This window comes from Serratia sp. Ae19-1 (genome assembly GCF_059801225.1).
On record NZ_JBCHWD010000005.1, the window covers coordinates 342,965 to 362,268 of the forward strand.

20 protein-coding genes are annotated in these 19,304 nt (G+C 63.9%); 4 read left to right on the forward strand and 16 right to left on the reverse strand.

Going from position 1 to position 19,304, the window contains the following annotated elements:
• Nucleotides 1–13: 13 nt before the first annotated feature.
• Nucleotides 14–610 carry a TetR/AcrR family transcriptional regulator gene (locus AAIE04_RS16800; RefSeq protein ID WP_498577363.1) on the reverse strand — a complete coding sequence of 199 codons (597 nt, stop codon included), beginning with the start codon at nt 608–610 and terminating at the stop codon, nt 14–16.
• A 137-nt stretch (nt 611–747) separates the two neighbouring features.
• Between AAIE04_RS16800 and AAIE04_RS16805 the strand changes: the two genes are divergently transcribed.
• Nucleotides 748–1,944, forward strand: a complete 1,197-nt coding sequence (locus AAIE04_RS16805; RefSeq protein ID WP_498577364.1) for an MFS transporter — start codon at nt 748–750, stop codon at nt 1,942–1,944.
• 10 nt (nt 1,945–1,954) lie between these two features.
• Here AAIE04_RS16805 and AAIE04_RS16810 read toward each other — a convergent pair whose 3' ends face one another.
• Nucleotides 1,955–2,866 (reverse strand): LysR family transcriptional regulator, encoded by a 912-nt coding sequence (locus AAIE04_RS16810; RefSeq protein ID WP_063918116.1) that lies wholly within the window; start codon nt 2,864–2,866, stop codon nt 1,955–1,957.
• A 108-nt stretch (nt 2,867–2,974) separates the two neighbouring features.
• On the opposite strand from AAIE04_RS16810, the gene AAIE04_RS16815 reads away from it, so the two are divergent.
• Nucleotides 2,975–4,177, forward strand: coding sequence for an MFS transporter (locus AAIE04_RS16815; protein WP_498577365.1), 1,203 nt, complete (start codon nt 2,975–2,977; stop codon nt 4,175–4,177).
• 1 nt (nt 4,178) lies between these two features.
• On the opposite strand, the gene fucP is transcribed toward AAIE04_RS16815, so the two are convergent.
• From fucP to AAIE04_RS16850, 7 genes are read right to left on the reverse strand one after another with little or no spacing between them, the layout of a single operon-like run.
• A complete protein-coding gene (gene fucP / locus AAIE04_RS16820) occupies nt 4,179–5,408 on the reverse strand; it encodes an L-fucose:H+ symporter permease (RefSeq protein ID WP_197770875.1) in 1,230 nt (409 codons plus the stop codon).
• Nucleotides 5,409–5,448: 40 nt separating this feature from the next.
• Complete coding sequence (locus AAIE04_RS16825) at nt 5,449–5,808, reverse strand: L-rhamnose mutarotase (protein WP_498577366.1); 360 nt, start codon at nt 5,806–5,808, stop codon at nt 5,449–5,451.
• Entirely contained in the window at nt 5,805–6,581 is a 777-nt protein-coding gene (locus AAIE04_RS16830; protein ID WP_498577367.1) for an L-fucose dehydrogenase, read from the reverse strand. The genes AAIE04_RS16825 and AAIE04_RS16830 overlap by 4 nt, the downstream gene beginning before the upstream one ends.
• Nucleotides 6,559–7,422, reverse strand: coding sequence for an amidohydrolase family protein (locus AAIE04_RS16835; RefSeq protein ID WP_498577368.1), 864 nt, complete (start codon nt 7,420–7,422; stop codon nt 6,559–6,561). The genes AAIE04_RS16830 and AAIE04_RS16835 overlap by 23 nt, the downstream gene beginning before the upstream one ends.
• A 14-nt stretch (nt 7,423–7,436) precedes the next feature.
• Complete coding sequence (locus AAIE04_RS16840) at nt 7,437–8,714, reverse strand: L-fuconate dehydratase (protein ID WP_498577369.1); 1,278 nt, start codon at nt 8,712–8,714, stop codon at nt 7,437–7,439.
• Between the two features lie 14 nt (nt 8,715–8,728).
• On the reverse strand, nt 8,729–9,574 hold the full coding sequence (locus AAIE04_RS16845; RefSeq protein WP_498577370.1) for a fumarylacetoacetate hydrolase family protein: 846 nt from the start codon (nt 9,572–9,574) through the stop codon (nt 8,729–8,731).
• A 25-nt stretch (nt 9,575–9,599) separates the two neighbouring features.
• Complete coding sequence (locus tag AAIE04_RS16850) at nt 9,600–10,340, reverse strand: SDR family oxidoreductase (protein WP_498577371.1); 741 nt, start codon at nt 10,338–10,340, stop codon at nt 9,600–9,602.
• Nucleotides 10,341–10,575: 235 nt separating this feature from the next.
• Between AAIE04_RS16850 and AAIE04_RS16855 the strand changes: the two genes are divergently transcribed.
• Together AAIE04_RS16855 and ampH are read left to right on the forward strand one after the other, a co-directional pair.
• A complete protein-coding gene (locus AAIE04_RS16855; RefSeq protein WP_498577372.1) occupies nt 10,576–11,334 on the forward strand; it encodes a FadR/GntR family transcriptional regulator in 759 nt (252 codons plus the stop codon).
• A 126-nt stretch (nt 11,335–11,460) separates the two neighbouring features.
• Nucleotides 11,461–12,603, forward strand: coding sequence for a D-alanyl-D-alanine-carboxypeptidase/endopeptidase AmpH (ampH, locus tag AAIE04_RS16860; protein ID WP_154747138.1), 1,143 nt, complete (start codon nt 11,461–11,463; stop codon nt 12,601–12,603).
• Between the two features lie 33 nt (nt 12,604–12,636).
• On the opposite strand, the gene hpaC is transcribed toward ampH, so the two are convergent.
• The 7 genes from hpaC to AAIE04_RS16895 all read right to left on the reverse strand — a co-directional run bounded on the left by hpaC (nt 12,637) and on the right by AAIE04_RS16895 (nt 19,291).
• Nucleotides 12,637–13,152: a 4-hydroxyphenylacetate 3-monooxygenase, reductase component gene (gene hpaC / locus AAIE04_RS16865; RefSeq protein ID WP_019454962.1), complete on the reverse strand. Its 516-nt coding sequence runs from the start codon at nt 13,150–13,152 to the stop codon at nt 12,637–12,639.
• 16 nt (nt 13,153–13,168) lie between these two features.
• The gene (gene hpaB / locus AAIE04_RS16870) at nt 13,169–14,731 is read right to left on the reverse strand and encodes a 4-hydroxyphenylacetate 3-monooxygenase, oxygenase component (protein ID WP_019454961.1); all 1,563 of its coding nucleotides are present in this window, start codon (nt 14,729–14,731) and stop codon (nt 13,169–13,171) included.
• 178 nt (nt 14,732–14,909) lie between these two features.
• Nucleotides 14,910–15,806 carry a 4-hydroxyphenylacetate catabolism regulatory protein HpaA gene (hpaA, locus tag AAIE04_RS16875; protein ID WP_019454960.1) on the reverse strand — a complete coding sequence of 299 codons (897 nt, stop codon included), beginning with the start codon at nt 15,804–15,806 and terminating at the stop codon, nt 14,910–14,912.
• Between the two features lie 34 nt (nt 15,807–15,840).
• The gene (hpaX, locus tag AAIE04_RS16880; RefSeq protein WP_154747140.1) at nt 15,841–17,211 is read right to left on the reverse strand and encodes a 4-hydroxyphenylacetate permease; all 1,371 of its coding nucleotides are present in this window, start codon (nt 17,209–17,211) and stop codon (nt 15,841–15,843) included.
• A 3-nt stretch (nt 17,212–17,214) separates the two neighbouring features.
• The gene (gene hpaI, locus AAIE04_RS16885; protein ID WP_019454958.1) at nt 17,215–18,009 is read right to left on the reverse strand and encodes a 4-hydroxy-2-oxoheptanedioate aldolase; all 795 of its coding nucleotides are present in this window, start codon (nt 18,007–18,009) and stop codon (nt 17,215–17,217) included.
• A gap of 77 nt (nt 18,010–18,086) precedes the next feature.
• On the reverse strand, nt 18,087–18,890 hold the full coding sequence (gene hpaH / locus AAIE04_RS16890; RefSeq protein ID WP_019454957.1) for a 2-oxo-hept-4-ene-1,7-dioate hydratase: 804 nt from the start codon (nt 18,888–18,890) through the stop codon (nt 18,087–18,089).
• A gap of 14 nt (nt 18,891–18,904) precedes the next feature.
• A complete protein-coding gene (locus tag AAIE04_RS16895; RefSeq protein WP_004933172.1) occupies nt 18,905–19,291 on the reverse strand; it encodes a 5-carboxymethyl-2-hydroxymuconate Delta-isomerase in 387 nt (128 codons plus the stop codon).
• Between the last annotated feature and the right edge of the window lie 13 nt (nt 19,292–19,304).

Consider the following 19,304-nt stretch of genomic DNA (forward strand, 5'->3'; position numbering starts at 1 on the left):
CCGGCTTCAACATTTAAGCGACGGGAAAACGCAGTCCGTTCAGCAACAGGTTCAGACCGGCTAACGCCTGTTCCAACGCCGTTTCTTTTTCCGGCTGATGTGCGACCCACAGCGCAGCATCCATCAGGCCGCCATTGATTAAATGCGCCAGCGCTTCCGGTTCGGCGATAGCGATACGCCGCTGCGCCATCAACGCCTGTAAGGCCCCCGTCATCCAGGTGATGCAACCCAACTTGCTGGCCTGCAGATAGTCGGCTCCCAGCACCGAAGGCGAATCGCGTAACAGAATGCGCTGCGCATGCGGCTCCGTCATCATGATCAGGTAACCGCGGCAACGCCCCGCGAAGGCCTCCCAGTCATCCGGCGTGCTCGCGGTAATGTCGGCCAGGCGCGCATCCATTTCGGCGTCGATTTCCTGCACGACGGCCAAAAACAATCCCTTCTTGTCGCCAAAATGGTGATAGAGCGCACCACGCGTCATACCGGCTTGCGCGGTAAGCTCATCCATCACCGTTTCGGCATACCCCACGCCGCCGAACTGCTGACGGGCGGCCGCCACCAGCTTACGCCGGGTTTCTTCAATCATTTCTGTGCGCGCTTTACGTGCCATGGATTCACTCCCGTCTCGCCATTGATGACGTTATAATTGACATACGCCATGTATGTCAATTAACGTAACATACGTGGCGTATGTCAATGATGGGCATTGCGCGAATACCGAGCCGCCAACATTCAGGAGCCCTTTTCATGGCAAATCCTTATTTCACACTGTTCAGCGCACCGGGCAGCAAGGCGTTTTCCTCTGCCGGGTTGATCGCACGCCTGCCGATCTCAATGACCGGTATCGGCATCATCACCATGCTTTCGCAGGTACGCGGCTCCTATTGGCTGGCGGGTGCGGTGGCGGCGACATTCGCCTTTTCCATGGCGCTGCTCGCGCCGCAAATCGCACGCGCGGCGGACCGCCACGGCCAAAACCGCGTGCTGCCCTACGCCACCGGGGTCAGCGCACTCGCCCTGTTGCTGCTGCTGATCTGCACCCACTATCGGGCGCCGGACTGGACGCTGTTCGTCTTCGCCGCGCTCGCGGGCGGCATGCCCAGCATCTCCGCGATGGTCAGAGCCCGCTGGAGCGAAATTTATCGCGGCACGCCGCAGCTGCACACGGCGTTTTCATTCGAGTCCGTACTGGATGAGGTCGCCTTTATCATCGGCCCGCCGATCGCCGTGGGGCTCAGCGTTTCACTCTTCCCTGAGGCCGGCCCTTTGGCGGCCGCGCTGCTGCTGGTGACGGGCGTCACGGCGTTCGCCTGGCAAAAAAGCACTCAGCCTCCGGTTTACCCCCGCACTCGCCAGCGGCAGCGCGCCATCCTGGCGATGCCGTCAATGCAGATCCTGGTGCTGGCGCTGATCGCGCTGGGCACCATCGTCGGCACCGTGGACGTCATCAGCGTGGCCTTCGCCGAGCAGCAAGGGCAGCCGGCCGCCGCCAGCATCGTGCTGTCTGTTTATGCAGGCGGCTCCTGCCTCGCCGGGCTGATTTTCGGCGCAATAAAGCTGCCGTATCCCTTGCCCCGGCAGTTCTTATACGCCGCCTTCGCCACCGCACTCACCACGCTGCCGCTGCTGTGGGTGCACAATGTCTTAACGCTGGCGGCGGCGATGTTTGTCGCCGGACTGTTTTTCGCGCCGACCATGATCGTCGCCATGGGGTTGGTTGAACGCCTCGTGCCGCCTTCACGCTTGACGGAAGGATTGACCTGGATGGTGACCGGCCTGGGGATTGGCGTGGCGCTCGGCGCCGCCCTGGCGGGGCTGGCGATCGATGCGGTGGGGATCAAGGCCGGCTTCGGCGTCACACTCATTGCCGGCCTGGTGGTTATGGCGGTGGCGGCCGGCGGCTATCGCTTAATGCGGCGAACGCTGGCTCTGCAAGCGGCGTGAGCCGCCCGCGCTAAGCGGTTTCCCAAATCGCCTTGCCCTGCCAGCGCTGTTCGATCGCCGCGAGGAACAGCTTCACCTTGGGGGAGAGGTGGCGCCGGCTGGGATAGACGGCGCAGATCGGCGGCCCTGGGCGACAATAGCGCTCCAGCACCGGTACCAGCGTGCCGGCCGCAATCTGTTCGCCGACCAGAAACGCCCCCACCTGGCACAGGCCGGCCCCGGCGACGGCCGCATCCCGCAAGGCCTCGACGTTGTTGAAACGCATCCGGCCGCGCACCGGCTGTTCGTGCAGTTGACCGTTGACCCGATAGCGCCAGGGCGCCGGCAGCCCCTGATGGCTGAAGACCAGCGTCTGGTGATCGCCCAACGCCTCCGGTTTCGCAGGCGTACCGTGCCGCACCAGATAGTCCGGCGCAGCGCAGGTGATCAGACGATGCGGCGCGAGCACCCGCCGCACCAGCCGGCTGTCGTCGCTGCCGCCGACGCGGACAGCCACGTCGATGCCGTCGCGCACCAGATCGCTGTAATCATCGGAAAAGCTGACGTCGGCGTCCACCTCCGGCCACTGCGCCAAAAACTCCCGCAAAATCGGCAGAATATGCAACCGCCCCAACGCGACCGGCAAATCCAGCCGCAGCCGCCCGCGCGGGGTTTGCCGCCGCGTATTGAGCGCCGTTTCCGCCTCTTCGGCCTGCGACAGGATGCGCTGCGCATACTCGTAAAACACCGCGCCGTCTTCGGTCAGGCTGACGCTGCGCGTGGTGCGCTGCAGCAGCCGGGTGGCCAATCGCTCCTCCAACCGGTTCACGCATTTGCCCGCCGCCGATCGGGAGATGCCCAGCCTCTCGGCCGCCAGCGTGAAGCTGCAGGCGTCGGCGACGCGAATGAACACCAGCAGATCGGTCAGGTTATCCAACGGCATAGACGGTAAATTAGCCACGTTTTGTCCCCAATATTGCGCATCAAGGCCAGTTTATCAGCCATTTTGGCGCGGATACACTGAGGTTATTCATCTGCTGGGAGGATCCTTATGAATGCCTTACACGCCGACGGCGGCGCAAAACCCTGGCTGGCGACCTTCGCCATCGGCCTGTCCACCTTCACCGTCGTTACCGCAGAAATGCTACCCGTCGGGCTGCTGACCCCGATCGTCAGCACGCTGAACGCGACGGTCGGCCGCGCGGGGCTGCTGATTTCTCTGCCAGCCCTGTTCGCCGCGCTGTTCGCCCCGCTGGTGGTGCTGGGCGCCCGGCGCACAGATCGCCGCCGCCTGTTGGTGGGCTTTCTGCTGCTGCTGATCGCCGCCAACCTGCTGGCCGCCGCCGCCACCTCCATGGCCCTGCTGTTCGCCGCTCGCATCCTGCTGGGCTTTTGCATCGGCGGTATCTGGGTCATCGCCGGCGGGCTGGCGGAACGTCTGGTGCCGCCGGCCTCCGTCGGATTGGCGCTGTCGATCATCTTCGGTGGCGTGGCGGCGGCCTCGGTGTTCGGCGTGCCGTTCGGGGTGTTCCTCGGCGAGGCGCTGGGCTGGCGTATGGCGTTTCTGGCCGTCGCCGTCCTGGCGGCGCTGACCCTGCTGCTGCTGCTGTGCGTGCTGCCGCCGCTGCCGGTCACGCAGGCGGTGAGCTGGCGGTCGTTCACCGCGCAGCGCGCGAATCGCCGGCTGCTGACCGGGCTGCTGCTGACGTTTCTGCTGGTCGCCGGCCACTTTATGGCTTACACCTTTGTCCGCCCGCTGCTGCAGACGGTCGCCGGCATCGAGGGCCGCTGGATGGGGCCGTTGCTGTTCGCCTACGGCGTCGCCGGCATCATCGGGAATTTCATCGCCGGCCAGGCCGCCGCCAAACGGCTGCGCCGCACCCTGGCGCTGATCGCCCTCGGGCTGGCGCTCGCCGTCCTGCTGCTGCCGCTGCTGGGGCACGCGCCGATGAGCGGCGGCGCCTTCCTCCTGCTGTGGGGCATCGCCTACGGCGGCGTTTCCGTTTCGCTGATGGCGTGGATGCTCAAGGCGGCGCCCGACGCGGTCGAGGTCGCCTCTTCGCTGTATATCGCGCTATTTAACCTGGCGATTTCCTGCGGTTCGCTGGCGGGCGGACTGGTGGTGGACGCCGGAGGCTTGACGATAAACGGTGCGCTGTCCGGCATGGTGCTGCTGCTGGCGTTGGCGATCCTGATGCGAACGCGCCCACAGACGCTGACAACGGCGGCGAAGGCCGATTCGCCGCCGGGTTGAATCAGGCGCGGCGCTGCCGCAGGCCGTAAACCAGCACCACCGCGAAGCACAGTAGCGGCAGCAGATAAGAGAGCGCGGTGCTGTAGCGATCGGCCAGCGCCCCCATAAAGTACGGCATGATGGCGCCGCCGACGATCGCCATGATCATGAAGGAACTGGCGCGTTTGGTGTGCTTGCCCAGATTTTTCACCCCCAGGGCGAAAATGGTTGGGAACATGATCGACATAAAGAAGAACACCGCGATGAGCGCCACTACCGACACCCCGTCGACGCTCAGCATCACCACGCCGCATAGCGCGATGTTGATCAGCGCATAGGCCGCCAGCAGCGTCGCCGGCTTGACCCGCCCCATCAGCCAGGTGCTGAAGAAGCGCCCGACCATAAAGCAGATCATGGCGATCGACAGCAGGTAAGAAGCGCTCTGGTTGGACACCTCGCGCCAGTGCTCGGTGGCGTAGTTGATAAAGAATGCCCCCACGCCCACCTGCGCCGCCACGTAAAAGAACTGCGTGATGACCCCGCCGACGAAATGCGGATGCTGCCACAATCCCTGCGCTATCACGCCGTGCACCGGTTTCTCCTCCTCGCGGATCGCCGGCAGCCGGGTGCGGCTGAACAACAGCGCGATCAGCAGTACCAGCGCGGCGATCGCCACGTAGGTCATCTTCACCGCGCTCTGATCGCCGCCGCCGGCGGATTGGCTGGCGGAGAAGAACAGCGTGCCGCCGATCAGCGGGCCGATAAACTGCCCGAGGCCGTTGAACGACTGGGCCAGGTTCAGCCGCCGTTCGGCGCCCTGCGCGTCGCCCAGCACCGTGGCGTAAGGGTTGGCCGCCGTTTCCAGGCAGCCCAGGCCGCTGGCGATAACGAACAACGCGAACAGGAACACGCCGAAGCTGTTGGCCGACGCCGCCGGCACGAACAGCAGCGCCCCCAGCGCATACAGGCACAGCCCGACCAGAATGCCCGCCTTATAGCCCTTGCGGTCCATGAAATAGCCGGCGGGCAGCGCCACCAGGAAATAGGCGCCGAAATAGGCCGCCTGCAGCAGCCCCGACTGCGCCTTGGTGACGTGCAGCGTCTCCTGAAAATGTTTGTTTAATACGTCCAGCAGGCCATAGGACAGCCCCCACATGAAGAACAGGCTGGTGACCAGGATAAAGGCCCAGCGCAGGTTGGCGGTCACGGGGACGCCCGGCTGCGCGGAGGCCGCGCTTTTTTCAGCAAGCATGGTGATATCCTCGTATCGGCTAGCGATGTTGATGTCGGCGTTATTGCTGTTGCAGAGAGAAAATCCGCGTCATTTCCACCCATTTTTCGCCCTGCGGCGTCCAGGGGGTGGCGGCCTGGTAGTGCCACATCAGCGCTTCCCATCGCTGTACTTCGGGGTTATTCAGGCTGGCGGCGTCAAAGCGCGCGGCGTCGAAGTCGGCGCTGACCTCCACGATCATGAACAGCCGGGTGCCCAACCGGTAAATCTCCATCTCCAGAATGCCGTGCTCGCGCAAATGCGCGGCGATGCCCGGCCAGATGCGTTGATGATGACGCTGGTACTCCGCGATCAGCGTCGGTGAGTCGATCAGATCGAGCGCCTGGCAGAAACGGCGCCGCCCAGCCGCCGCGCCGCTCACGTCAGCGCCCGATCGAGATGCAGGTAACCGCCGTCCACCGACAGCCACTGCCCGGTGGTGTGCGATGACCGCGACGACAGCAGAAACGCCACGGTATCGGCGATCTCCTGCGGCGTGGTCATGCGCTGTCCGAGCGGAATGCGCGCGGTGATTTTCTCCATCTGCCGCTGCGGCTCGGCGAAGGTGTTGAGCCAGCGCTGGTACTGTGGGGTAATCACCTCCGCCGGCACCACCGCGTTCACCCGCACCCCGTCATGGCGCAGCGACACCGCCCATTCGCGCGTCAGCGCCAGCACCGCGCCCTTGGCTGCGGTATAACCGCTGGTGCCCCCCTGCCCGCTGAGCGCGGTCTTGGAGGCGATGTTGACGATGGCGCCTCGGCTCTCCCGCAGCGCCGCCTGGCACAGGTGCGCCATCAGGTAGTAGTGCACCAGATTCTTTTCCAGCGAGCCGACGAACGCTTCGCGCCCCGCCTCCAGCCCGACGCCATCGTTGACCCCGGCGTTATTCACCAGCCCGTCGATGCGGCCGAAGGTCGCCAGCGTCTGGCTAACCGCGCAGCGGCAGGCCGCCTCGTCGCACAATTCGGTGAGGATCACCTCGGTGCGCGGCTGCAGCCGCTGCAAATCGGCCAGCAGCGCCGCCTCCGGCGCGACGTTGGTGACCAGCACCGGAATCGCTCCCTCTTCGGCCAGCACATGAGAAATCGCCGCGCCGATGCCGGAACCGCCGCCGGTAACCAACACCACCTTATCTTGCAGATACAGATCCATAACCAGACTCCGTTAAACCGTAAATTCGCCAGGCGGTGCAGCCCCAAATCGCCGCCTGTTCGGCGGCCCCCAGCGTCGACAGCGCCTGTTCGCACAGTTGCACCACCTGACGGTAGTCGCCGGCCAACAGGCACACCGGCCAGTCGGAGCCGAACATCAGCCGCTGCGGGCCGAAAGCCTCCAGCGCGGCGGCGAAGAACGGCAGTAGCTCCTCCGCCCGCCACCGGCCGCCCGGTACCTCGGTGATCAGCCCCGAGAGCTTGCAGGCCACGTGCGGCAATGCCGCCAGCGGCCGGATTTGCTGCGCCCAGTGCCGCGCACCGCGCGCCACGTCCGGCTTACCGAGATGATCCAACACCAGCCAGTGTTGGTCGTGGCGGGCGGCGAACGCCGCCGCGGCCGCCAGATCCCGGTGCGTCACCAGGATCTCGTATACATACCCAGCGCGCTGCAGCGTCTGCATGCCGCGCTCCACCTCTGGCCGCGCCAGCCAGGCTGCCGGCTCCGCCTCGTCCTGCACCTGATGGCGCACCCCGCGCAGCGCGCGATAAGGCTGCAAGGCCTCCAGACGCTGCGCCAGCTGTGGCGAAGCGATATCCAGCCACCCCACCACGCCGCATACGCCCTCGCTCTGCTCAGCCAGCGCCAGCAGGGCCAGCGTCTCTTCCTCGCTGGGACGCGCCTGCACAGCCAGCGCGCCGTCGAAGCCGTGCGCCTGCAACAGCGGCCGCAGCTGGGTCGGCCCAAAATCCTGCCGCAGCACGCGCATCTGCTCGTCGATCCACGGGTAGTGCTGCGGGTGGTAGCGCCAGTAGTGCTGGTGAGCGTCGATGCGCAGCATGGGATCCCCCTGCCTCACCCGCGGAACCGATACTGCTCGATCGACGCCGGATGCATCTCGATCGAATAGCCGGGCCGGCTCGGCGGCATGTAGGCCGCGCCCTTGATTACGCAAGGATCGACAAAGTGCTCATGCAGATGATCGACATACTCGATCACCCGGCCCTCGTGGGTGCCGGCGATGCACAGATAGTCGATCATCGACAGGTGCTGCACGTATTCGCACAGCCCGACGCCGCCGGCGTGCGGACAGACCGGCAACTGGTATTTGGCCGCCATCAGCATCACCGCCAACACTTCGTTGACGCCGCCGAGGCGACAGGCGTCGATCTGCACCACGTCCACCGCGCCGCGCATGATGAACTGCTTGAACATGATGCGGTTCTGGCACATCTCGCCGGTGGCCACCTTGACCGGCGCCACCCCTTCGCGGATGCTGCGATGCCCTTCCACGTCGTCCGGGCTGGTCGGCTCTTCGATAAACCAGGGCTTAGCGAACGCCAGATGCTTCACCCACGGAATGGCTTCATCGACTTCCCACACCTGGTTGGCGTCGATCATCAGCCGGCGATCCGGGCCGATCACCTCGCGGGCGATGCGCACCCGGCGGATGTCGTCTTCCAGATCGCGCCCGACCTTCAGTTTCAGGTAGGAGAAACCGGCGTCGACCGCCTCCTGGCACAGGCGGCGCAGCTTGTCGTCCGGATAACCCAACCACCCTGCCGAAGTGGTGTAGCAGGGATACCCTTCCTGCAGCAGCCGTTCCAGGCGGCGTTCTTTGCCCTCGGCCCGCTGCTTGAGCAGCGCCAGCGCTTCCTGCGGCGTGATGCAGTCGGTGATGTAACGGAAGTCGATGCAGCGCACCAGCTCCTCCGGCGTCATCTCCGCCACCAACCGCCACACCGGTTTGCCGACCGATTTGGCCCACAGATCCCACACCGCGTTGACCACCGCGCCGGTCGCCAGGTGAATAGCGCCTTTGTCCGGCCCGATCCAGCGCAGCTGGCTGTCGCTGGTGAAGCGCCGCCAGAAGGCGCCCATGTCGGCGGCGATCGTCTCCAGCCGTTCGCCGACGATCTGATGCTCCAGCGCGCGGATCGCCGCGCAGCAGATCTCGTTGCCGCGGCCGATGGTGAACGTCAGCCCGTGGCCGCTGAGATCCGCGCGATCGGTCTCCAGGATCACGTAAGCGGCAGAATAGTCGGGATCCGGATTCATGGCGTCGGATCCGTCCAGCCCCAGCGACGTGGGGAAACGAATGTCTTCAACCCGCAGTGCGGTAATGGTGGTCATGGCGGCGCTCCCGGTTAAGCCTGTACGGTTTGCTGGCGCTGTTCGCCCAGCCCTTCAATACCCAGACGCATCGTCTGGCCCGCCCGCAGATAGATAGGCTGCGGTTTCTGCCCCATGCCGACGCCCGGCGGCGTGCCGGTGGAGATCACGTCGCCCGGCTGCAGGCTCATGAAGCGGCTGAGGTAACTGACGATCTGCGGAATGCGGAAGATCATGGTGCTGGTGTTGCCGTCCTGATAGCGCTTGCCGTCCACCTCCAGCCACAGATTCAGGCTGTGCGGATCGGCGATTTCGTCGGCGGTGACCAACCAGGGGCCGATCGGCCCGAAGGTGTCGCAGCCTTTGCCCTTGTCCCAGGTGCCGCCGCGCTCAATTTGATATTCGCGTTCAGAGACGTCGTTGATCACGCAGTAGCCGGCGACGTGGCGCATCGCGTCCGCTTCACTGATGTAGCGCCCGCCCAGGCCGATCACCACGCCCAGCTCCACTTCCCAGTCGGTTTTCTGCGAACCGCGCGGGATCTCCACCCGATCGTTGGGGCCGACCACCGCGCTGGTCCATTTGTTGAACACCACCGGCTCTTCAGGGATAGCCGCGCCGGTTTCCGCTGCGTGATCGGCGTAGTTCAGGCCAATACAGATAAACTTGCCGATGCCGCCGACACAGGCGCCGAGGCGCGGCTGCCCTTCGACCAGCGGCAGTGCGGCGCTGTCCAGCGCGCGCAGTTTGGCCAGCGACGACGACAATAACGCGGCGCCGCCCACGTCGGCGATATGCTGTGACAGATCGCGCAGGCGGCCTTGCGCATCCAACATGCCGGGGCGTTCTTGCCCGGGTTGCCCGTAACGTAAAAGTTTCATGCCTTCCTCTCTCAAAAATGACGGTTCAGTTACTCCAGCCGCCGTCGATGATCTGCACCGTGCCGGTGGTGTATGAACTGGCGTCAGAGGCCAGATACAGCGCCAATTGGGCGATCTCCTCGGTGGTGCCGATGCGCCCGATCGGCTGGCGGGCGACGAACGCCTGATACACCTCTTGCTCGCTGCGCCCCTGCTCGCGCGCCTGCTCGGCGATACGCTGGCGCAGCGACGGCGATTCCACCGTGCCGGGGCAGATGGCGTTGCAGCGGATGCCCTGGGTGACGTAATCCGCCGCCACCGAGCGCGTCAGGCCGATCACCGCCGCCTTGCTGGCGCCGTAGGCGAAGCGGTTCGGCACCCCTTTCACGCTTGAGGCCACCGAGGACATGTTGATGATCGAGCCTTTGCCGCGCGCCAACATGCCCGGCAGGAAGGCGCGGATCATGCGGAACATCGCAGTCACGTTGAGATCGAGCGCGAACGCCCACTGATCTTCGCTGCAATCGAGGATCGATCCGCTGTGCACCACGCCGGCGCAGTTGAACAGCACGTCGATCGGGCCGATCGCTTCCGCCGCCGCCGCGATGGCGACCGGATCGGTGACGTTCAGCGTCAGCGCGCGGATCCCGGCGCAGCCCTGCAGGCGCTCGAGGTTGATATCGCTGGCGATCACTTCGGCGCCGGCGGCGGCGAACAGCCTGGCGGTGGTGAATCCGATCCCTTGCCCGGCGGCGGTGATCAGTACGCGTTTCCCGGTTAAATCCATCTTGACTCCTCGGCCTAAAGGTCTAATGGTCAGGCCACTAAAGGCGATTAAAGGTCAGGCCTCTAACATGACAAAAGACGCTTTACGCGTTATCGTTGGGGGAAGAAGTTAATAAAACAGCCTTGAAACCGCATTTCAATTAACCATTTTTTTACACTTGAATAACGATTACTCAAGCGCCTTGTCGCATAATTGTGCGCCAAATCACTGAACGCCGAATCGTCAAAGGTCAAAAATGCCGATTACCCGACTGGAAAACCCACGAATTTACAGACAGATAGCTGATCAGCTCAAACGTCTTATCGAAAACAACGAATTTCCGCCGGGCAGCCGCCTGCCCTCGGAGCGCGATCTTGCCCAGCAGTTGCAGGTCAGCCGCGCGTCGGTGCGCGAGGCGCTGATCGCGCTGGAAGTGATCGGCCTGGTGGACGTTAAGGTCGGCAACGGGGTGATCGTGCGTTCACCAACGCCGCTGGCGACGTCGCAGGAGCCGGTGATGGCCCAGGCCGGCCGCAACCAGTGGGCGGAGATCGACGACGAGTTGAACATCGAGCTGGATTTCAACGCCGAGCTGCCGCCGTTTTCTCTGCTGCAAACCCGCCTGCTGATCGAACCGGAAACCGCCGCGCTGGCCGCGCGCTACGCCACCGACGAAGAACTGGCGGGCATCCGCGCCGCCTATGAGCAGAACTGCCGCGATAACCGGGCCGGTTCCGCCACCCACCCCGGCGATCGGCTGTTCCACATCCGCATCGCCCAGGCCAGCGGCAACCCGGCCTATGCGTTCATCATCGGCCACCTGCTCGGCCACCGCTACGGCAGCATGTTCCGCGTGCTGCAGCGCCACTATACGCCGGACGATATGCCGCACCGCTCCGAACTGGAACACCGGGCGATCCTGGCAGCGATCGAAGCGCGCGACGTGCGCGGCGCCCGCAAGGCGATGAAGGCGCACCTGGACGAAGTGATCGCCATTTTCGCCCGCGCGCAGTAGGCCGCCGGCGGTTAAAAAATTTTATCGTCACCGCTCTTTTTTCTACATGCAGCCGGGGCCTGGGCGCATTACACTGGGCGACGAATGACGCTCTTTCCCGCTGCATTGTTAAATGGATAACGACCGTTGAAGAACTCTGTCTCCGCTTTATTGCTGGCGCTGGGCCTGTGCGCCGCGCCGCTGGCCGTGCAGGCCACGCCCCCGCAGCTGGCTTCGCAAATCGTCGACCAGTATGCCGAACATATTTTCTACAACAGCGGCGCCACCGGCATGGCGCTGGTGGTGATCGACGGCAATCAGGTGGTTAACCGCAGCTTTGGCGACACCAAACCCGGCAACAACCTGCGCCCGCGCCCGGATTCCCTGATCCGCATCGCCTCGATCACCAAACTGATGACCAGCGAAGTGATGGTGAAAATGGCGGCGGATGGCCAGGTCAAGCTGACCGACCCGCTGCGCAAGTACGCCCCCAAAGGCGCCTATGTGCCGGCTTACAACGCCGGCCAACCGATCACCCTGCTGAACCTGGCGACCCACACCAGTTCGCTGCCGCGCGAGCAGCCGGGCAAGAAGCCGCCGAAAACGCCGGTGTTCACCTGGCCGACCAAGGCCCAGCGCTGGCAGTGGCTGGCGCACGCCAACGTCACGGTGCCGCCGGGGGTGCACGCCGCCTACTCCAACCTGGCGTATGACCTGCTGGCCGATGCGCTGTCGCGCGCCGCGGGCAAGCCTTACAACGCGCTGCTGAAAGAGAAAATCACCGCGCCGCTCGGCATGGTCGACACCACGCTGACGCCAAGCCCCGAACAGTGCTCTCGCCTGATGGTGGCGGCGGCCGGCCCAAGCGCCTGCCGCGACACCACCGCCGCAGCCGGCAGCGGCGGCGTCTACTCGACCCCGCGCGACATGCAGCGCTGGATGCAGCAGTTCCTCTCTTCCAGCGCCAGCGGCCCGCGCAAAGCCACCGCCGCCAGCGAGCAAACCATGTACTTCCAGCGCCACGATCTGGTGTCGCTGAAGGGCATGGACGTGCCGGGGCAAGCGGATGCGCTGGGATTGGGTTGGGTGTATATGGCACCGAAAGACGGGCTGCCGGGCATCATTCAGAAGACCGGCGGCGGCGGCGGATTCATTACCTACATGGCAATGATTCCGGCGAAAAACGTCGGGGTGTTCGTGGTGGTGACGCGCTCAGAGCTGAGCAAGTTCACCAACATGAGCGATCCGGTCAACCGCCTGGTGAGCGATCTGGCAGCCAACAAGAGTTGAAACGCGGGGCGCAGGCTGCTGCGCCCCAACGCCTCAGGCCGGCACCGCCATCTGGTGGATCACCGAATGGAAGTTGCGCTTGAAGTAGATCAGACCGTTGCCGGCTTCGCTCAGCGCGATCTGCTTGATCTGCACCAGGTACATCTGGTGGGTGCCGATGCTCTGGATCTGTTCGATCTCCCCTTCCAGGCTGGCCAGGGTATTGCGCAGCACCGGCTGCCCCAGCGCGCCAAGCTGCCACTCTTCCAGCCGGAAACGCTCCTCCATGCTGACGCCGGTCATGCCGGCGAAGTGGCGCGCCATCAGCTCCTGCTCGTGGTTGAGCACGTTGACGCACAGCCTGCCGTTTTCCTGAAACACCGGGTTCATCGCGCTGTTGCGATTGATGCACACCAGCAGCGTCGGCGGCGTATCGGTTACCGAGCACACCGCCGTGGCGGTGATGCCGCAGCGCCCCGCCGGGCCATCGGTAGTGACGATATTCACCGCCGCCGACAGGCTGGCCATGGCATCGCGAAAGCGCAACCGCTGTTCATTTTCCTGAGACATACAACCTCCTCCTGAATTACTTCAGCAGATTATCCAACTGATTAATATCGTCATTGTTCCGCAGGTGCGGTACCTTCCAGCCGTGCTGATCGTAATCGGCCAGGCATTTGTCGACCATCTGCATCATGCGATCCATGTTGCCGGATCCCTGCGCGTGGCGCAGGCACTGCAGGCGGATCTCATCCTGGCTGCCGGCGTAGTTGATCTCATACAGCTCGTGACGGCCGCCGAATTCGCTGCCGATCGCATCCCACATCAGCTTAAGGATCTTGATGCGCTCGACGTGATCCATGCCGTCCGATCCGCGCACGTAGCGCGCCAGGTACTTGTCGATCTCCGGATTGTTCATGTCGCGCACGCTGGACGGCAGGTAGATCAGGCCGCTGGTGACGTTCTTCTCGATGATGTGTTTCACCTTGGTGTAGGCCATCGGCGCCATCACCCGGTAGGTTTGCAGCGCGGCGGAATCCGGCAGGTAGGCGCCGTTTTCCCATTTAGTGGCTTCGGCGCACATCGCGTCGCTCAGCGACCAGAACAGGTTGCGCCAGGCCACCACTTCGCCCAGATCGGCCTGCACGCCGCGGAACTCCAGCACGCCGGTGCACGAAAGGCTCTTTTGCAGCAGCGCGGTGATGAAATCCATCTTCACCGCCAGGCGCACGCAGGCCTGCAGCGGGAACAGCCGGGCGAAACCGCCCTGGGTGCTCCAGCGGCGGCAGCGGTCAAAATCGCGGTAGATCAGCACGTTTTCCCACGGGATCAACACATGATCCATGATCAGGATCGCGTCGTTCTCGTCAAAGCGGCTGGTGAGCGGGTAGTCGAACGGCGATCCGGTGGCGCCGGCCACCAGCTCGTAGGAGGCGCGCGAAATCAGCTTCACCCCTTCGGCGTCCATCGGCGCCACGAACATCAGCGCGAAGTCCGGGTTATCGCCCATCACCTGCGCCGAACCGAAGCCGATGAAGTTGTAGTGGGTCAACGCCGAGTTGGTGGCCACCACTTTGGCACCGCTGACGATGATGCCGGCGTCGGTCTCTTTCTCCACCTGAATGTAGACGTCTTTCACCTCGTTGACCGGCTTATGGCGGTCGATCGGCGGGTTGACGATGGCGTGGTTGAAATAGAGCCCGGTTTCCTGAATGCGTTTGTACCAGTGGCGCGCGTTATCGGCGAACTGGCCGTAGAACTCCGGATAAGCGCCCAGCGCGCAGCCGAAGGCCGCCTTGTAGTCCGGCGTGCGCCCCATCCAGCCATAGCTTTGGCGCGACCAGTCGGCGATGGCGTCGCGCTGTTGGCGCATCTCTTCCGGGCTGCGGGCATAGCGGAAGAATTTGTGGGTGTAACCGCCGTTGCCGGTGTCGGTGTTCCAGCACAGGCGATCCTGGCTGGCCGGATCGTGCAACGCGTCGTACAGCTGGCCGACAGACGCCGCGGCGTTGCGGAACGCAGGGTGCGTAGTGACGTCTTTCACGCGCTCGCCGTAAATGTAGATTTCGCGGCTGTCCTGCAAACTTTTCAGGTATTCGGCGCCGGTGAACGGGCGTTTGCTGTCGGCACGAAAGTCTTCTGGTTTCATCGGGTCTTCCTCGTCATCGGCATTTTTCAGGCCGTGGAGCTGGCCATTTGTTAAAATAATGTTTTCTTTTGGTTGCTTAATTGAAGCTGCCAAAGCCGGTTTCGAGAAGAGACTTTTGCGGCAATCGCCGGTACTTTTCAGGTCAGTTTGCCGCTTTCGCGGCAAACTGTGATCGCGGTTACGAAAGGGCGTGCTGCGCCGCGCGGTAGGTCGAAGGGGAACAGCCTTCCAGCCGATTGAAAAACCGGGCGAAATAGGCCGGATCCTTGAAGCCGAGGCTGTAGGCGGTTTCATGCACCGTGCAGGCGCTGAACAGCAGCATGCGCTTGGCCTCGCGCAGCAGCCGATCGAAGATCAGCCGCTTGGGCGGCCGATTGGCGAAGCGTCGGCACAGGTCGTTGAGCCGCGATTCGGTCACCCCCAGCGCCTGCGCATACTCCGGCACCGGCAGGTGCTCGCGAAAACGCTCGTCCACCATCTTGTTAAATCGTTGAAATAGTTTCAATTCCCCGCGCACGCCGCTGTTGGCGCTGTCTTCCAGCGCGGTGTTGCGCAGCAGCAGCGTGAACACCGCCTGCGCCAGCAGCGCCAGCGTCTGTTCGCGCCCGGCCAGGTTCTGCGCGAACTCGCGGCGGATCAGCGCCCAATAGTGGCTGAGCGCCGTCAGCTCCTGCGGCGCGTCGGCCAGCGACAGGCAGATGCCCGGCATGTCCAACGCCAGATTGCTGCCGGGATAGAGGCGCTCCAGCAGCGGCCAAATCAGCTCCTGGCGCACCGTCAGCACGTGGCCGTCGCTGTCCGGTTCGGTGAAGAACGCATGCGGCACCGACGGCGGCGTGAGGATGAACAGCGGCGCCTGCACCGAATAGTGCTGATCGTCGAGCTGCAGCTCTATCTTGCCGGTCTCCAGGAAATGCACCTGGAAAAAGCAGTCGTGCCAATGCACCTGCATGTCGCGGCCGAAGAACGCCGCCAGCCCGGCGAAGGTTTCGTAATGCACCTCGTCGGCGGCGTAGCGCGCGTCATACTCTTTGCAAATATCGATGTTGGCGATAAAGCCGGTACTTTTCCGCACCTCATGACCTCCTGCAATCCTGCCTATCTGCACATCAAGGCGTCGCTCTCGGGCGCGAATCCTTCATCGGGATGCGCCACACCAACACGGCGCCGACGATCAACAGCGCCGAGACGAAATACAGCCCGGAGTTGAAGCTGCCGGTCATGTCCTTGAACCAACCGATCAACAGCGGGCTGAGCGCCGATCCGATGTTGCCGGTGGCGTTGATCACGGCGATCCCCACCGCCCGCGCTTCCAGGCTGATCGACTGATCCGGCGTGGTCCAGAAGATCGCCATGGCGGTGAAGGAGCCGACCGAGGCCATCACGATCCCCAGCAGTTGGATCAGGCTGTGATCGGTGGCCGACGCCAATAGCCAGCCGGCGGCGGCGAACAGGTACGGCAGCGCGGTGTGATGCTTGCGCTCCTGCAGCCGATCGGATCGTTTGCTCCACCACACCATGCCGGCGATGGTGCAGATCTGCGGGATCGCCGCCAGGATGCCGATCGTCACGTTGCTGCTGCCCTGGTTAAAGCTCTGCAGGATCTGCGGCGTCCAGATATTGATCGCGCTCAGGGTGTTGGTCAGGCAGAAATAGGCCAGCGTGTACATCAGCACGATCGGCGTGCAGATCTCGCGCCACAGGCTGCGCTGCTGCAGCGCGCGGTGGCTGCTCGGCCCGTTGGGTTGCACCAGCTGCAGCTTGTCGGCCTCCATCATCGCCTTCAGGCTGGCTTTCTCCTCGTCGGTCAGCCACTTGGCCTTGGCCGGCGTATCGTCGAGATAGAACCACACCACCACGCCCAGCAGCACCGACGGAATGCCTTCCAGCAGGAACAGCCACTGCCAACCCTTCAGGTTCATCACCCCGTCCAGCGCCAGAATATAGCCGGAGACCAGCGAGCCGATCGCCATGGTCACCGGCATGGCGATCATGAACAAGGCGTTGGCGCGGGCGCGGTAGAACGCCGGGAACCAGTAGGTGAGGTACACCAGAATGCCCGGCAGGAAGCCGGCCTCGGTGATGCCGACGATCATGCGCAGCACGTACAGGCTGGTGGGTCCGGTGGCGAACATGGTGCAGGTGGAGGCGATGCCCCACAGCACCATGATGGTGGCGATCCAGCGCCGCGCGCCGACCCGGCTCAGCATCATGTTGCTGGGAATGCCGAAGATCACGTAGGTGACATAGAACAACGTCGCCGCCAGCCCGAACATGGTCGAGCTGAGGCCGAGATCTTTGCCCATCGTCAACCCGGCGAAGCCGATGTTGATGCGGTCGAGGAAAGAGAAAACAAACAGCACGAACAGGAAAATGATCAGGCGCCGAAACAACTTTTTAATCACCGATTGCTCGGCGGCGGTTAACGCTTTATGTTGCTGCGCCGGGTTGGCCGGCTGCAGCGAATCGACGTGGTTCATGGTTCAGTAGACTCCCGATGAAGGTGCTGACGCCCCGCCCTGTTTGAACTCGTCCGCCAGGGCTTCCGCCGCCCGCGCCAACAGAGTGGTATCCACCCCTACCGCGACGAACAGCGCGCCGGCTTCCAGATAGCGCTGCGCCAGCGCCTTGTTGGCCATCAGAATGCCCGGCGCTTTGCCGGCGGCGCGGATGCGCGCGATGGCGTCGTCGATGGTGCGCTGCACCTCCGGGTGCTGCGGGTTGCCGGCGAAGCCCATGTCGGCGCTGAGATCCGCCGGGCCGATAAACACGCCGTCCACCCCTTCCACCTGTAAAATGGCGTCGAGGTTTTTCACCGCCTCGCGGGTTTCAATCTGCACCAGCACGCACATCTGCTCGTCGGCCTGCTGCAGGTAATCGGGCACCCGGTTCCAGCGTGAAGCGCGCGCCAGGGCGCTGCCGACGCCGCGCACCCCGTGCGGTGGATAGCGCGTCGCGCGCACCGCGTCACGCGCCTGTTCGGCGTTTTGAATCATCGGGATAAGCAAGGTTTGCGCGCCGACGTCCAGCAGCTGCTTGATGATCACCGCGTCGTTCCACGGCGGACGCACCACCGGCTGGCTGGGGTAAGGCGCGACCGCCTGCAGCTGCCCCAGCACCGTTTGCACGTTGTTGGGCGCATGTTCGCCGTCGATCAGCAGCCAGTCGAAACCGGCGCCGGCCAGCAGCTCGGCGCTGTAGCTGCTGCACAGCCCGAGCCACAGCCCGATCTGCGGGCGTTTTTCCTGCAGCGCACGTTTGAAGTGGTTGGTTAACATCGCATTCTCCCTGACAAGCGGGCGCGGCGCATGGCCCCCGCCCGGTTTAGTGCGGCCCGGTTCGCCGAGCCTGCTTATTAGACGAAGCGGCAGCTGATGCAGCCCATCGGGCCGTAGTCGACGTGGAAGGTATCGCCGCGCCGCGCCGGCACCGGCCGGGTGAAGGAGCCGCCGAGGATCACCTGCCCTGCTTCCAGCTCCACCTCATACGGCGCCAGCTTGTTGGCCAGCCAGGCCACACCGTTGGCCGGGTGGTTGAGCACCGCCGCCGCCACGCCGGACTCTTCAATCACGCCGTTGCGGTACAGCAGCGCAGAGATCCAGCGCAGATCCAGCGCATCCGGCTTGATCGGCCGCCCGCCCATCACCACCCCGGCGTTGGCGGCATTGTCGGAGATGGTGTCGAACACCTTGCGCGGCCGCTGAGTCTCGGGATCGACGTTATGGCTGCGCGCGTCGATAATCTCCAGCGCCGGAATGATGTAATCGGTGGCGTTGTAGACGTCGAACAGCGTACAGTTCGGCCCGCGCAGCGGCTTGGCCAGTATGAACGCCAGCTCCACCTCCACCCGCGGCACGATAAAGCGATCGATCGGAATGTCGCTGCCGTCGTTGAAGAACATATCGTCCAGCAGCGCGCCGTAATCCGGTTCGGTGATCTGCGAGCTCACCTGCATGGCGCGCGAGGTCAGGCCGATCTTGTGGCCTTTGAGCGTGCGCCCTTCGGCGATCTTCAACTCCACCCACTGCCGCTGAATGGTGTAAGCGTCTTCGATGGTGATCTCGGGATGATCGAGCGACAGCGCGCGGATCTGCTCACGGCTCTTTTCCGCCTGATGCAGACGCTGCACGGCGCGGTTAACCTGCTCTTTATCCAGCATTTACGACCCCTTATTCACGCTTTGTTGAACAGCGCGTGGACATTGTTCTGTTTGTAATTCAGTACCGGATCCAGCTCTTCCATAGTGAAAGAGAGCGCCAGGTAACGCTGCGCCATCAGCGCGGCGAAGTGTTCCTTGATCAGCGCAAACAGCATCTCGCCCACCTGTTGCCGGCTTTCCAGACTGCGGCCGTGGCCGATCTTCAGCGTCATGTGCACGAAGGCGTAATCCTGCTTGCCGTCGGCCATCTGCCAGGTGTCGAGCCAGATGGCGCGGCTGCGCACGCCGGCCAACGGGAAGATGCCGGTCGCCGCCAGCGCTTCGTTGACCTTGGCGAACAGAGTCGGCAAATCCGCCTCGCGGCGGATGTTGTCGGTACATTCAGCGTAAAAATGGGGCATAGCGTTCTCCAGA

Bases quoted from the DNA above. Each gene is read 5' to 3' on its own strand.
- AAIE04_RS16800 (WP_498577363.1), bottom strand. From the start codon at position 610: ATGGCACGTAAAGCGCGCACAGAAATGATTGAAGAAACCCGGCGTAAG.
- AAIE04_RS16805 (WP_498577364.1), top strand. From the start codon at position 748: ATGGCAAATCCTTATTTCACACTGTTCAGCGCACCGGGCAGCAAGGCG.
- AAIE04_RS16810 (WP_063918116.1), bottom strand. From the start codon at position 2,866: ATGCCGTTGGATAACCTGACCGATCTGCTGGTGTTCATTCGCGTCGCC.
- AAIE04_RS16815 (WP_498577365.1), top strand. From the start codon at position 2,975: ATGAATGCCTTACACGCCGACGGCGGCGCAAAACCCTGGCTGGCGACC.
- fucP (WP_197770875.1), bottom strand. From the start codon at position 5,408: ATGCTTGCTGAAAAAAGCGCGGCCTCCGCGCAGCCGGGCGTCCCCGTG.
- AAIE04_RS16830 (WP_498577367.1), bottom strand. From the start codon at position 6,581: ATGGATCTGTATCTGCAAGATAAGGTGGTGTTGGTTACCGGCGGCGGT.
- AAIE04_RS16835 (WP_498577368.1), bottom strand. From the start codon at position 7,422: ATGCTGCGCATCGACGCTCACCAGCACTACTGGCGCTACCACCCGCAG.
- AAIE04_RS16840 (WP_498577369.1), bottom strand. From the start codon at position 8,714: ATGACCACCATTACCGCACTGCGGGTTGAAGACATTCGTTTCCCCACG.
- AAIE04_RS16845 (WP_498577370.1), bottom strand. From the start codon at position 9,574: ATGAAACTTTTACGTTACGGGCAACCCGGGCAAGAACGCCCCGGCATG.
- AAIE04_RS16850 (WP_498577371.1), bottom strand. From the start codon at position 10,340: ATGGATTTAACCGGGAAACGCGTACTGATCACCGCCGCCGGGCAAGGG.
- AAIE04_RS16855 (WP_498577372.1), top strand. From the start codon at position 10,576: ATGCCGATTACCCGACTGGAAAACCCACGAATTTACAGACAGATAGCT.
- hpaC (WP_019454962.1), bottom strand. From the start codon at position 13,152: ATGTCTCAGGAAAATGAACAGCGGTTGCGCTTTCGCGATGCCATGGCC.
- hpaB (WP_019454961.1), bottom strand. From the start codon at position 14,731: ATGAAACCAGAAGACTTTCGTGCCGACAGCAAACGCCCGTTCACCGGC.
- hpaX (WP_154747140.1), bottom strand. From the start codon at position 17,211: ATGAACCACGTCGATTCGCTGCAGCCGGCCAACCCGGCGCAGCAACAT.
- hpaI (WP_019454958.1), bottom strand. From the start codon at position 18,009: ATGTTAACCAACCACTTCAAACGTGCGCTGCAGGAAAAACGCCCGCAG.
- hpaH (WP_019454957.1), bottom strand. From the start codon at position 18,890: ATGCTGGATAAAGAGCAGGTTAACCGCGCCGTGCAGCGTCTGCATCAG.
- AAIE04_RS16895 (WP_004933172.1), bottom strand. From the start codon at position 19,291: ATGCCCCATTTTTACGCTGAATGTACCGACAACATCCGCCGCGAGGCG.